This window comes from Paraburkholderia ferrariae NBRC 106233, from assembly GCF_000685035.1.
Taxonomy (GTDB): domain Bacteria; phylum Pseudomonadota; class Gammaproteobacteria; order Burkholderiales; family Burkholderiaceae; genus Paraburkholderia; species Paraburkholderia ferrariae.
This window is the reverse complement of sequence record NZ_BAYB01000029.1, coordinates 81,902-94,854: the sequence shown is the minus strand read 5'-3', so window position 1 is coordinate 94,854 and position 12,953 is coordinate 81,902. Positions and strand designations below refer to the sequence as shown.

The 12,953-nt window shown below is 64.3% G+C and carries 9 protein-coding genes and 1 riboswitch; of the genes, 5 read left to right on the top strand and 4 right to left on the bottom strand.

The genetic code is table 11. The features are described from left to right. Positions 1–485: 485 nt before the first annotated feature. The 4 genes from katG (at position 486) to BFE01S_RS27260 (ending at position 7,353) form a co-directional block, all read left to right on the top strand. The gene (gene katG / locus BFE01S_RS27275; protein WP_028228229.1) at positions 486–2,744 is read left to right on the top strand and encodes a catalase/peroxidase HPI; all 2,259 of its coding nucleotides are present in this window, start codon (positions 486–488) and stop codon (positions 2,742–2,744) included. Positions 2,745–2,901: 157 nt separating this feature from the next. Beyond that, entirely contained in the window at positions 2,902–4,137 is a 1,236-nt protein-coding gene (locus BFE01S_RS27270) for an NADH:flavin oxidoreductase/NADH oxidase family protein (protein ID WP_028228228.1), read from the top strand. Positions 4,138–4,429: 292 nt separating this feature from the next. After that, positions 4,430–4,519: riboswitch (glycine riboswitch) on the top strand. Positions 4,520–4,667: 148 nt separating this feature from the next. Beyond that, positions 4,668–5,948 (top strand): D-amino acid dehydrogenase, encoded by a 1,281-nt coding sequence (locus BFE01S_RS40360; RefSeq protein ID WP_042338708.1) that lies wholly within the window; start codon positions 4,668–4,670, stop codon positions 5,946–5,948. Between the two features lie 196 nt (positions 5,949–6,144). Then, positions 6,145–7,353: a multidrug effflux MFS transporter gene (locus BFE01S_RS27260; RefSeq protein ID WP_042338736.1), complete on the top strand. Its 1,209-nt coding sequence runs from the start codon at positions 6,145–6,147 to the stop codon at positions 7,351–7,353. A 217-nt stretch (positions 7,354–7,570) separates the two neighbouring features. Here BFE01S_RS27260 and BFE01S_RS27255 read toward each other — a convergent pair whose 3' ends face one another. Further along, positions 7,571–7,834, bottom strand: coding sequence for a DUF4148 domain-containing protein (locus tag BFE01S_RS27255; RefSeq protein ID WP_028228226.1), 264 nt, complete (start codon positions 7,832–7,834; stop codon positions 7,571–7,573). A gap of 503 nt (positions 7,835–8,337) precedes the next feature. On the opposite strand from BFE01S_RS27255, the gene BFE01S_RS27250 reads away from it, so the two are divergent. Continuing rightward, positions 8,338–9,540, top strand: a complete 1,203-nt coding sequence (locus BFE01S_RS27250; RefSeq protein ID WP_028228225.1) for a porin — start codon at positions 8,338–8,340, stop codon at positions 9,538–9,540. A gap of 76 nt (positions 9,541–9,616) precedes the next feature. Here BFE01S_RS27250 and BFE01S_RS27245 read toward each other — a convergent pair whose 3' ends face one another. The 3 genes from BFE01S_RS27245 to BFE01S_RS27235 are packed head-to-tail and all read right to left on the bottom strand — an operon-like array spanning position 9,617 to position 12,625. After that, positions 9,617–10,498: a LysR family transcriptional regulator gene (locus tag BFE01S_RS27245; RefSeq protein ID WP_028228224.1), complete on the bottom strand. Its 882-nt coding sequence runs from the start codon at positions 10,496–10,498 to the stop codon at positions 9,617–9,619. Positions 10,499–10,510: 12 nt separating this feature from the next. Continuing rightward, positions 10,511–11,362, bottom strand: coding sequence for a bifunctional allantoicase/(S)-ureidoglycine aminohydrolase (locus BFE01S_RS27240; RefSeq protein ID WP_028228223.1), 852 nt, complete (start codon positions 11,360–11,362; stop codon positions 10,511–10,513). Positions 11,363–11,422: 60 nt separating this feature from the next. Next, the gene (locus BFE01S_RS27235; protein ID WP_028228222.1) at positions 11,423–12,625 is read right to left on the bottom strand and encodes an amidohydrolase family protein; all 1,203 of its coding nucleotides are present in this window, start codon (positions 12,623–12,625) and stop codon (positions 11,423–11,425) included. Positions 12,626–12,953 lie beyond the last annotated feature (328 nt).

The following is a 12,953-nucleotide window of genomic DNA, read 5'->3' as shown; positions in this document are numbered from 1 at the left end:
GGTGACGCGTGGCCGGCCGGTCGCCAACAGCCGCCCCGGATGCCGCGGATGCCGCGGATGCCGGGCGCAACAGCCCGGCATCCGCCGGCCGATCCCCCGCCGAATGCGTGCTCCCAGGCCACCCACTGCTCGCGCCCGCCCCGCGCGGGAACGGCACTGTCAAAGCGCGACGGCGCCCACCCGTGTTAGCGTTCGCGTTGGCAAGTTGCATTGCCCCGGCTGCGTGATTCAGGTGACTTAGGCGCGCTCTATCGAAGACATTGTCACTGCCAAATTCAGTTTGCAGACGATCTTCCCTATAGTGAAGCTGCGGTCATCACAAAGCCAAAACCGCAGCAAAAGCGCAGCCGCAAAAGCGCCGCAGTCAATGCGCTCAAGGCATTGCAATTTCACGTTTGCACGATGGGCGCCACGGGCGCAGCAAGGCCCGGGTACGCCCGCCGTGCACGACGACACAATCATTACATCCCCTCATGGAGGTGCTCATGTCGCAAGAAGGAAAGTGCCCGTTCAACCACACCGCCGGCGGCGGTACGACGAACCGCGACTGGTGGCCCAAACAACTACGGCTGGATCTGCTGAACCAGCATTCGAGCCGCTCCAACCCGCTCGACCCGGAATTCGACTACGCCAAAGCATTCAAGTCGCTCGACCTCGCGGCGGTGAAAAAAGACCTCGCCGCGCTCATGACCGATTCGCAGCCCTGGTGGCCCGCCGACTTCGGCCACTACGGCCCGCTCTTCATCCGCATGGCATGGCACAGCGCGGGCACCTACCGCATCGGCGACGGCCGCGGCGGCGCCGGGCGCGGCCAGCAGCGCTTCGCGCCGCTCAATAGCTGGCCGGACAACGTGAGCCTCGACAAGGCCCGCCGCCTGCTCTGGCCGATCAAGCAGAAGTACGGCCAGAAGATCTCGTGGGCCGATCTGCTGGTCCTCACTGGCAACGTCGCGCTCGAAACCATGGGCTTCAAGACCTTCGGCTTCGCGGGCGGCCGCGAAGACACGTGGGAGCCGGATCTCGACGTCTATTGGGGCACGGAAAAGACCTGGCTGGGCGGCGACCTCCGCTACGGCAAGGGCGCGGCCGGCGCAGAAGACGATGGCGTGATCGTGGCCGACGAAGAACTGCACGGCACCGAGAAGAGCCGCACCGATCACGACCGCAACCTGGAGAATCCGCTGGGCGCCGTGCAGATGGGCCTCATCTACGTGAACCCCGAAGGCCCCGACGGCAATCCCGATCCCGTTGCTGCAGCGCACGATATCCGCGACACCTTCGGGCGCATGGCCATGAACGACGAAGAAACCGTCGCGCTCATCGCGGGCGGCCACACGTTCGGCAAGACCCATGGCGCGGGGCCGGCCGACAACGTCGGCCCCGAACCCGAAAGCGCCGGCCTCGAAAGCCAGGGCCTCGGCTGGAAAAACAGCTTCGGCACCGGCAAGGGTGCGGACACCATCACGAGCGGTCTGGAAGTCACCTGGACCACCACGCCCACGCAGTGGGGCATGGGCTTCTTCAAGAACCTGTTCGGCTACGAATGGGAACTGACGAAGAGCCCGGCCGGCGCGCATCAGTGGGTGGCGAAAGATGCCGATGCGGTGATTCCGCACGCGCACGACCCGTCGAAGAAGCTGCGCCCGACGATGCTGACCACCGACCTCTCGCTGCGCCTCGACCCGGCCTACGAGAAGATTTCGCGCCACTTCATGGCGCACCCCGAAGCGTTCGCCGACGCCTTCGCGCGCGCGTGGTTCAAGCTCACGCACCGCGACATGGGTCCGCGCAGCCGCTACCTCGGCCCCGAAGTGCCGGCCGAAGAACTGATCTGGCAAGACCCGGTTCCGGCCGTCGATCATCCGCTCGTCGACGAGAAGGACGTTGCCTCGCTCAAGCAAAAGGTGCTTGCCTCGGGCCTCTCCGTCAAGGAACTGGTCTCCACGGCGTGGGCTTCGGCGGCTACCTTCCGCGGCTCGGACCGTCGCGGCGGCGCCAACGGCGCGCGCATCCGTCTCGCCCCGCAGAAGGACTGGGTGGTCAACGAGCCCGCGCAACTGGCGAAGGTGCTGAAGGTGCTGGAAGGCATCCAGGGCGAATTCAACGGCGCGCAATCGGGCGGCAAGCAGGTTTCGCTCGCCGACCTGATCGTGCTGGCCGGCGGCGCCGCCATCGAACAGGCCGCGGAAAAGGGCGGTCACAAAGTAAGCGTGCCGTTCACGCCGGGCCGCACGGACGCCTCGCAGGAGCAGACCGACGTGGAATCCGTCGGCAAGCTCGAACCGTTCGCCGATGGTTTCCGCAACTTCGAGAAAGCCCCCTCGCACGTGCCCGCCGAAGCGCTGCTCATCGACCGCGCGCAACTGCTCACGCTCACCGCGCCCGAAATGACGGTGCTCGTCGGCGGTCTGCGCGTGCTGAACGTCCATACCGGCAAGGACACGCACGGCGTGTTCACCGACCGGCCCGAAACGCTCACCAACGACTTCTTCCGCAACCTGCTGGACATGGGTACGGAATGGAAAGCGACTTCGGAAGCCGCGGACCGGTTCGAAGGACGTGACAGCAAGACGGGCAACGTGAAGTGGACCGGCACGCGCGTCGATCTGGTGTTCGGATCGAATTCCGTCCTCCGCGCGCTCGGCGAGGTCTATGCGAGCGACGACGGCAAGGAGAAGTTCGTGCGCGACTTCGTTGCCGCGTGGAGCAAGGTGATGAATCTCGACCGGTTCGATCTCGCCTGAGCGATCGCGCGCGATTGATCTTTGAAGCAGGGCAAGCGGGTCAAACCGCTTGCCCTTTTTCATTCGAGTGTCCCCTCGAAAACGCTGCGCAAAAAGCCGTTGACATTCAAGTTAGCTTTAACCTTAAAGTCGGAACACGATCCAGTGAGGTATGCCCATGAACGTGTTCGACAAGCTGACGCTTCCCAACGGTTCGACGATTTCGAACCGCATCGCCAAGGCCGCCATGGAAGAAAACATGGCGGACGCCAACCACGCGCCTTCCGCGCCGCTCATGCGTCTTTACGATGCATGGGCGAAAGGCGGTGCGGGCCTCCTCATCAGCGGCAACGTGATGGTGGATAGCCGCGCCATGACCGGCCCGGGCGGCGTGGTGCTGGAGGACGACACACATCTGAACGCATTCGGGCAGTGGGCGCGCATCGGCCGCTCCCGGGGCGCGCAGTTCTGGCTGCAGATCAATCACCCCGGCCGCCAGATGCAGTCCAACCTCGGGCAGGAAACGTGGGCGCCTTCCGCGGTGCCGCTCGCGCTCGGCAAGATGTCCCGACACTTCGGCACGCCGCGCGCGATGACGCAGGCCATGATCGAAGAGGTCATCCAGCGCTTTGCCCGCACGGCGCGGTTGGGCGAGATGGCGGGCTTCAGCGGCGTGGAGATTCACGCGGCCCACGGCTATTTGCTGAGCCAGTTTCTCTCTCCGCTCACGAACCAGCGCACGGACGAATGGGGCGGCGCGCTCGAGAACCGCGCGCGCCTGTTGCTGGAAATCGTCAAGGCGGTGCGCGCGGTGGTGTCGGCGCAGTTCGCCGTGGCGGTCAAGCTCAACTCCGCCGACTTCCAGCGCGGCGGATTCAGTGCGGACGACGCGAAGCAGGTAGTCGTGCTCCTCAACGGTCTGGGCGTGGATCTGGTCGAACTCTCGGGCGGCAGCTACGAAGCGCCGGCCATGCAGGGCGACGCGCGCGATGGCCGCACGCTCGCGCGCGAAGCCTATTTCGTGGAGTTCGCTCGCGACATCCGCAAGGTCGCAGCGATGCCCGTGATGGTCACGGGCGGCATCCGGCGCCGGCCCGTGGCCGAGCAGGTGATCGAAAGCGGGGTGGACATGGTGGGCATCGGCACCGCGCTCGCCATCGACCCGAATCTGCCGCGCGACTGGCGCACCGGCAAGGACAGCGCGCCGGCTCTCGCGCCCATCACGTGGAAGAACAAAACGCTCGCCTCGCTCGCCAATATGGTCACGGTCAAGTTCCAGTTGCGCAAGCTCAGTCTCGGCAGGACTCCTGATCCTCGCGTCTCGCCGCTGCGGGCGCTGATCCAGCAGCAAATGGCTACCGCGTGCCGCACCCGCCAGTACCGCCGCTGGATGGCGCAGCGCGCGAAGTCCTGAGGCGCGACGAGCGCCGCGATCTGCGGCGTACCCGGCACGACGCGAAATCCGTTCGGGACGGGGTGGCGGCATGGGGCTCCTGGCACCGCTGCCAGTTCGTGCCGGACTGTCGAAAGCTCTTCGGCGTACAGCCGTCCGACATGCTCAAAGGCGCAATCGATCAGGATGACGATCTATCCTGGTGCTCTCGCGCTGTCCTGAACCGCCGACCCAGGCTGACCGCCCCCGCCGCCGGCGCCCCAGGAAAATGCTTGCCGTGACCGATTTGAACAGGTAGTCTTGCGCTGTTCTACGACGCAGCACGGGAGAGATCGTCCATCGGGACGACGCCGACGGAGCAACCGCCCCGGAAACTCTCAGGCAAAAGGACCGTGCAGCGGGAACATCTGGAGAGCGGCGCAGCACGCGCCCACCGAAGGGGAGCCTGCCACCACAGCCGGTCGGCAGGCGAAACTCTCAGGTACATGGACAGATGGGGCATTGGCGCCGGTACAGATCGGCCGGCAATGCTCAACACCACTGGACATGTCATGTCACGAATCGCCATCATTGGCGCCGGCATTACCGGCGTCACGACCGCTTACGCCCTTGCCCGCCGCGGTTGCCGCGTCACCGTTCTCGAACGCCACCGCTACGCGGCCATGGAAACCTCGTTCGCCAACGGCGGCCAGCTTTCCGCCAGCAATGCCGAGGTGTGGAACAGCCGCGCCACGGTGCTCAAAGGGCTGCGCTGGATGTTCCGGCGCGACGCGCCGCTCCTGATGAACCCGAAGCCGGGCTGGCACAAGTACAGCTGGATCGGCGAGTTTCTGCGGCAAATTCCGCACTACCGCGACAACACGATCGAAACCGTGCGCCTCGCCATCGCCGCGCGCGAACACCTCTTTTCTATCGCGGAGCGCGAAGGCATCGACTTCGACCTCGAAAAGCGCGGTATTTTGCACTTCTATGCAACGCGCCGCGAGTTCGAAACCGCCACGAAAGTGAACGCGCTGCTGCGCGAGGGCGGTCTCGACCGGCAACCGGTCACGCCCGACGAAATACGTGCGCTCGAACCGGCCCTTCACGGCCAGTTTCACGGCGGCTTTTTCACCGCATCCGATTCCACCGGCGATATCCACAAGTTCACGCGCGGCTTGGCGCAAGCGTGCGTTCGTCTCGGCGTGGAGTTTCGCTACGACACGAGCGTGCAAAGCATCGCCGAATCTGCAGACGGAACGCTTGCCGTTACCGCGCAGCGCGAAGGGCAAACGGACACGGAGCACTTCGATCGCGTAGTGATCTGCGCCGGCGTGGGCAGCCGCGCACTGGCGGCGTATGTGGGCGACCACGTCAACGTGTACCCCGTGAAGGGCTACTCGATCACGGTTTGCCTCGATGACGAAGCGAGCCGGAAAGCGGCGCCGTGGGTCAGCCTGCTCGACGACAGCGCCAAGATCGTCACGAGCCGGCTGGGTGCCGATCGCTTCCGCGTTGCGGGCACGGCGGAACTGAACGGCATGAATCGCGATATCCGCGCAGACCGGATCGAGCCGCTCGTCAACTGGACCCGCAGGCATTTTCCGGGCATGTCCACCTCGCGCGTGATTCCGTGGGCCGGACTGCGCCCGATGCTGCCGGGCATGCTGCCGAAAGTGGGCGCTGGACGGCAACGCAATATCTTCTACAACACGGGGCATGGACACCTGGGCTGGACGCTTTCGGCGGCAACGGCTGAGGCCGTCGCGCAACTCGTGGATGGCGAGCGCACCAGCGCGCCGATTGCGCTGAATCCCGGCAAACGGCAGGGCCTCGCAAGCAAGGCAAGCTGAGTACAGCAGCCCGATTTTCGCGGACCTCGCCGTTCGGGAGGTTCGCGAGTCGGTTCAATCGGCGGACGTGCAAACATAACCTTGCCCCCAAAATCTGTCCGGTATTCAAAAGCAGATGACTGAATAGCGGTCCGCCGCCCCCTTATCATGAGCGTCAGCCATCGAAACTCATGAAATGCCTCAAGCGCCGGACGCCATGAACCCGTCTCTCCTCAAACCCGACTCGATCGTCTTTGCGGTTTTCCTCGGAACCCTTGCGGCCCTTCCGCCGATCTCGATCGACATGGCGCTGCCTGCCCTCGTCGATATCGGGGACACGCTGCATGCCACGAGCAGCCAGGCGGGCTTCACGCTGAGTCTGTTCATGGCCGGCTTCGTGATCGGACCGCTCGGCTACGGGCCGCTCTCCGACGCCTACGGCCGCAAGCCCATGTTGCTGCTCGGCCTCTCGATGTTCACCGCGGGCGGACTGCTCGCCGCCCTCGCCCCCACCATCGACGCGCTGCTGTTCGCCCGTTTCGCCCAGGGCCTCGGCGCGGGTGCCGGCATGACGATGGCGCTCGCGATCGTGCGCGACCTGTTCAAGGGCGTACCCATGCAGCGGCGCATCGCATCGATTACCGTCGTGGCCAATGTCGCGCCGGTACTGGCGCCTTCGATCGGCGTCGCGCTACTCGCCGCCGTTCACTGGCGCGGCATTTACGCCGTGATGGCCGCATGCGGACTGCTCTGCACGCTCGCCACGTGGACGCAACTGCAGGAGTCGTCGCGCACCGCGCGCAGCACGTTCTCCCTTGCGCGTCTTTGCCGCGACTATGCAACGGTCCTGCGCAACCGGCCTATCACGGTGCATATCCTGCTCAACGGACTGGGCTTCGGCTGGATGTTCGCCTACGTGGCGGGCTCGCCGCTCGTGTTCCTCGCTTTGATGCACGTGAGTTCGCCCGCCTACGCCGCGATCTTCGCGACCACGGGTTCCGGTATCGTTGCTGGTGCAACCATCAACGGTTTCCTTGCAAGGCATGGTGTCTCGTCGGCGCGGCTGTTGATGCTGGCTGTCACGCTGGCTGCGCTCGCAGGTGCAGGATTGATCGTGCTGGAAACGCTGGGCCGGGTTTCGGTCGCCACCGTCCTGCCGCTGCTCGTCGCCAGCACGTTCTGCTTCGGGCTCGCCGCGCCGAGCGCCGCGCGCGGGGCGCTCGAACCGCTGCCCCAACTGGCCGGCGCCGCAGGCGGCCTGCTGACTTCCGTGCAAATGCTCTTCGGCGCGGCATCCAGTTCGCTCGTGGCTATCCTGTTTCCGAAGCTGGGCTTGCTGGGCATGACCGGCGTGATGACCGCATGCGCGGTCGCGGCCCTTGCCGTTCTGCTCGCGAATAACGGCGCCGCACGTCACTCGCATTAAAGGCACGGGAGGGCCTTACGTGCCTCTCCCGCTTTCTCGCCTTCACGCGTCAGGTCAATACCTGCCTCGTCTTTTCACAAGAAACATCACCGCACCCGCGTGGTCCCGGCGCGCCTCGCAAAGCGGCCCAAAACAACAGCATGGCCGGCACCCGTACCCGGAATGCCGGCCATGCCGTATGCAGCGGGGCAGCGCGCCGCGCGCGGCCCGCGAACCATTACGAATGGGCGTAAATCGTCGAATTCAGGTAGGCAAGCTGACCGTCCTGTTCTGCCTGGATGAGTTCGTTGTACACCTGCGCACGGGTCTTTTGCGCAACCGGCTGGCCATACGGCGCCACCCATTGCCCCGCCTGCGCGGACTGGCCGACTTGTGCGACCTGCGCAGGTTGAGCCGCAGCGTTGGCGCTGTTCGATTGGGCAAAAGCGGAGGTCGTAGCGGTGGCGCCCAGCATGGCAATTGCGATCATCAGGTATTTCATGACAGTTTTCCTTGAAACGGTGAGGGAGAGAGCCTGACGGCGTTGCGTTGCGCCGTTCGGTGATCTAACGATACGCACCTGTCTCTAGCCGTCCCGTTTCATCAAGATGAAATCAAATTTAAATGCCGGCCCCGCACTGCGCCGTCGCCGCCATCCCGTTCAATCCGCTGGCATTGAAACACCGGACAATCGCTTCCATGTTTCTGCCACGTCGGCTGCAATATCCGGCGCTCGAGCGGGGGCTTCTGAGTCGCATTCGCACAACAAGGTGTGCATGAACCTGGCCGCCCGAGCGGCCCTTTCTCCGCTTTCTCAACCTGGCCGCTTCGATGCAGCAGGCATCGGGAAAGATGTGTCTTTTTTATGAACGGAAATTTCGAATTCTGAACAATTCAGTTTCATGGCACGAAGTCCACGCTAATCAGGGCTATCCCTATACTCCGGCCGTTCCACAGTCGCCGTAATCGTTGCGGGGAACGGAATCTAGAACGGAGAAGAATCTCATGAACTACCGGCAATTCGCCGTCGCGGCATCGGTGCTGTTCGCCAGCGTCGCCGCCCATGCTCAAAGCAGCGTGACGCTGTTCGGCATCATCGACACCGGCGTGGCGTACAGCAGCGACGCCCGCGCCAGCGCAGCGAAGCCCGCCGCCGGCGGTGGAGCGCAATGGCAAGAGTTCGCAGGCAGCGTCTATACGCCGCGCTGGGGCCTGCGCGGCACGGAAGACCTGGGCGGCGGCCTCTCGGCGGTCTTCTGGCTGGAAAACGGCTTCAATTCCGCGAACGGCACGCTCAAGAACGGCGGCGACCTGTTCGGCCGGCAAGCCTGGGTGGGCCTGAGCTCGAAGCAGTACGGCACGCTCACGCTCGGCCGCCAGTACGACTTCATGGTCACCTATCTTGCGCCGCTGAGCGCAACGGGCTCCGGCTTCGGCGGCAACATTGCCGAGCACCCGTACGATAACGACAACCTGAACAACGACCTGCGCCTGAACAACTCGGTGAAGTTCAGCAGCGCATCGATCAACGGCCTGAAGATCGGCGCCATGTACGCCTTCGGCGGCGAAGCCGGTGACATCTCGAACAACAGCGCCTATAGCGCGGGTCTCGCCTACTCGTTCGGCCCGGTCAACCTCGCGGCCTCTTACCTGCAGATCAACCGCGACCCGAATGCGCAGAACGCCACCGGCGCGGTCAGCACCGGCGACGGCGACGCGTTGACCATCGGCGGCACGCAGAAGATGTTCGGCCTCGGCGCGCATTACATGTTCGGCAAATCGTCGGTCGGCCTCGTGTGGACGCACACGTCCACCGATAGCGTGTCGAACCTCTGGTACGGCGGCAGCACGAGCAACGGCGCGCTGCCCGGCCCCTCGAACGGTGCGGGCAACACCATCAAGTTCGACAACTTCGAAGTGAACGGCCGCTACTTCGTGCGCCCCGACTTCAGCCTGGGCGCGTCTTATACGTACACCATGGCGTCGTTCGATTCGTCGGCCACCAACGCCCACCCGCACTGGAACCAGGTCATGGCGCAGGCCGACTACCTGCTCTCGCCGCGCACGGACGTCTACCTGGAAGGCGTGTATCAGCGCGTCGGCGGCGGCAACGACATCTCGGCGTTCGACGCCGGCGTCTATACGCTCAACCCGTCCACGGGCAACCAGCAAGTGGTTGTCGCGGTTGGCCTGAAGCACCGCTTCTAAGGGCGCGTTTGAGATTTGCGGGGGGACGTTGTGCGAGGGGCGCCGAAGCGTAGGCGCTCCGCTCCCGCGCGCTAACTCACCGCCCCGGTTTCCTGAACATCTGCGACAGCGCCTGCGCGAGCTCCTTGACCACCTTGTCCGCAGTGGGCCGATGGAGCAGCGCGATATCCATGGTTTCCACGGGCGGCAAGCCGCTCTTGCGCGTGAGCACGGTATGTTCGGGCGTGACCGCGCGCGCAGGCAGCAGGCTGATGCCGAGACCATCGGCAACGGCCGCCTGAATGCCGCTCAGGCTCGAACTGATGAAGCTCATGCGCCAGCGGCGCCCGAGCCCCTCGATGGCGTTCGTCATGTCGTCGCGATACAGCCCGCGCGGCGGAAAGGCCACAATGGGCACCGGGTCGAGCTGGATCGAAGGATTCTTCGCGCTGTCGATCCAGCGCAACTGCTCCGGCCAGGAAGCCACCGCCTCGCGGCTGTTGCGCCGCTGCTTGACCAGCACGATGTCGAGATCGCCGCGATCGTAGCCGCTGATGAGATCGCGGCTAAAACCGCTCGTCACCTCGAGCTTGATCTGCGGATGCTTGCGGTTGAATTCCGCAAGCACATGGGTCGTCTGTCCGCCGACGAAATCCTCCGGCAGCCCGAGACGCACGGTCAGCCCCACCGTTTCCCCTGCCAGCGATTCGATCATTTCGTCGTTGAGCGCCAGCATGCGCCGCGCGTAGCCCAGCAAGGTTTCGCCCGCATCGGTGGGACGCACTTCGCGGCTGCCGCGTTCGAGCAGCTTGTGTCCGGCCATCTCCTCCAGACGCTGCACTTTCTGGCTCACGGTGGACTGCGTCGAATGCAGCCGCGACGCGGCCGCCGTGAACGTGCCGCAATCGGCCACCATGACGATGGCCTTGAGCAGATCCAGATCGAATAGCGGCCGATGGCCTTTCGCTTTGCCTTTCATCCGGCCATTTTACTATCGTCCCTTCTGCGTCGGAGCCGCGCCGAGCGTGAGCTTCATGTGGCGGTTGACGTCCTTGTAGAGCAGATAGCGAAAGCGCGACGGGCCGCCCGCGTAGCAAGCCTGCGGGCAGAATGCGCGCAGCCACATGAAGTCGCCGGCTTCCACTTCGACCCAGTCCTGGTTCAGACGGTAGACGGCCTTGCCTTCCAGCACGTACAGACCGTGCTCCATCACGTGCGTTTCCGCGAACGGAATCACGCCGCCGGGCTCGAACGTGACGATGTTGACGTGCATGTCGTGCCGCATGTCGCTCATGTCCACGAAGCGCGTCGTCACCCAGCGCCCCTCGGTGCCGGGCATGGGAATCGGTTCGATGTCGCGCTCGTTCGTCACAAACGCTTCGGGCAGCGGCACACCCTCCACTGCTTCGTAGTGCTTGCGGATCCAGTGAAAGCGTGCGCAATCGCCGGACCGGTTATGCAGCGACCAGTTCGTGCGCGGCGGAATGAATGCGTATCCGCCCGGCGCCAGCTGGTGCTGGACGCCGTTCAGCGTGAGCGAGATCTCGCCTTCCACCACGAAGAGCACGCCCTCTGCGTTTTCGTCCTGTTCCGGATGCTCGCTCCCGCCGCCGGGACCCACTTCCATGATGTATTGCGAGAACGTTTCGGCGAAGCCGGACAGCGGACGCGCCAGCACCCAAAGACGGGTCTTGTTCCAGAACGGCAGATGGCTCGTGACGATGTCGCGCAGCACGCCTTTCGGAATGACCGCGTACGCCTCGGTGAACATGGCGCGATCGGTCAGCAATTCCGTCTGGGCGGGATGGCCGCCGTGCGGCGCATAGTAAGGAGTGTTTGACATGGGGTACCTTCTATAACGAGAGAGACTGCAACTTGGGGTAAGACCGTGCGTGTTAGCGTGTTACCAGGCCTGCGAAACCGCGAGCTTCAGATCCGCGGCCTCCGACCAGAACTGCCCTCGCCGGACGATGCTCCGTTCCGCCGGCGAGGTTGAAACGGCCGCCGCCGCATTCTGTGCATCGACAACGACGAACGATGCCTCGTTGCCTGCCTTCAGGCCGTAGTCCTGCTTTCCGAGCACCGCCGCGGCGGCATGGGTTGCCATGTCGAGCGCCACCATCAGCGCTTCGTCGGTGTAGAAACCGGAGCGGTAGCCCACCAGCATGGCCCGCTGCAGCATGTCGCCGTTTCCGTATGGCCACCAGGCGTCCTGAATGTTGTCGTTGCCCGTGAAAACGCGCACGCCCGCTGCGCGCAGTGGCAGAACGGGAGGAAAGGCACGGTCGCCCGGCGCGTTTGTCATGATCGAGATGTCTGCCTCAGCCAGCGCGGCGGCGATGCGCTCGACCTGCCCCGCATCGACATCGCCCAGCGCATAGGCGTGACTCACCGCCACCCGGCCTTCGAGCCCGCAAGCCCGGGTACGGGCTGCAATGCGATGCAACTGGAGAATGCCCAGTTCTCCCGCTTCGTGCAGATGGATATCGATCTTGACGCCGCGCCGCTCTGCAATGCCGAATACGATATCGAGCTGACCGTCCGCGTCGCCATCCAGTTCGGTCGGGTCGATGCCGCCGACCACTTCCACGCCTTCGCACGCAGCCTGATCGAGCAGATCCGCCGTGCCCGGGCACGACGTCACGCCCGCCTGCGGGAACACCACGAGTTCGATGTCCACGAGTTCACGGCATTTTTCGCGCGCTTCCATCACGGCGTGAAGGTGGGCGAGGCCGGTCGTCGCGTCGATATCGACGTGGCTTCTCATGGCCACCGTGCCAAACGAGGCGGCCTGGCGTATCAGCGCTTCGGCACGCACGGCAATGGGCAGTGCGCTCGCCAGCGCTTCTTTTTCGATGGCAAGACGCTCGCGCAGCGTCGCCGCCGCGCGGTGAGGACGCCAGCGGTCGCCGACAAAGCTCTTGTCGAGATGGATATGGCCGTCCACGAAGCCCGGCAGCACGAGCTGCCCTCCCAGATCGATGACCTCGGCGCTGCCGGGCTCGGGGCGCTCGGAGCCCACCGCGATGAAGCGTCCATCGCGCACGGCGAGATTCAGAGGGGTGCCGTCCGCGCCCACGGCGTTGACGAACAAGCGGTCGATCATGGCGATGTCCTGGCGAATCGGGGACCGCGCATTGCGTCCGGTTATCGATTGCCGTTGCAACGCTGCGTGTTCTCGTTGAGATGAGTTTCGACAAGATATCGGACGCTTATGGCATTTACAAATTAAATGTTGGAATGTAATCTATTCGATTTATGGATAGTTTGAAGCGCGTGGAAACGTGAAGCTCAAGGCTTACTGATGCCCCAATTCGCCGAATACCTTTCTCATTACTGTCATGAGATCCCGTATCGGGGTCGTGTATAGCTGAAAATCGTGCACCGAAGCAATCGGGTACCGGCTTGCTCACCGTCGTATCATCGTGCCTGTG

Coding starts and splice junctions, on each gene's coding strand:
- BFE01S_RS27270 (WP_028228228.1), top strand. CDS start 2,902: ATGAACGTGTTCGACAAGCTGACGCTTCCCAACGGTTCGACGATTTCG.
- katG (WP_028228229.1), top strand. CDS start 486: ATGTCGCAAGAAGGAAAGTGCCCGTTCAACCACACCGCCGGCGGCGGT.
- BFE01S_RS27255 (WP_028228226.1), bottom strand. CDS start 7,834: ATGAAATACCTGATGATCGCAATTGCCATGCTGGGCGCCACCGCTACG.
- BFE01S_RS27240 (WP_028228223.1), bottom strand. CDS start 11,362: ATGTCAAACACTCCTTACTATGCGCCGCACGGCGGCCATCCCGCCCAG.
- BFE01S_RS27245 (WP_028228224.1), bottom strand. CDS start 10,498: ATGAAAGGCAAAGCGAAAGGCCATCGGCCGCTATTCGATCTGGATCTG.
- BFE01S_RS27260 (WP_042338736.1), top strand. CDS start 6,145: ATGAACCCGTCTCTCCTCAAACCCGACTCGATCGTCTTTGCGGTTTTC.
- BFE01S_RS27250 (WP_028228225.1), top strand. CDS start 8,338: ATGAACTACCGGCAATTCGCCGTCGCGGCATCGGTGCTGTTCGCCAGC.
- BFE01S_RS27235 (WP_028228222.1), bottom strand. CDS start 12,625: ATGATCGACCGCTTGTTCGTCAACGCCGTGGGCGCGGACGGCACCCCT.
- BFE01S_RS40360 (WP_042338708.1), top strand. CDS start 4,668: ATGTCACGAATCGCCATCATTGGCGCCGGCATTACCGGCGTCACGACC.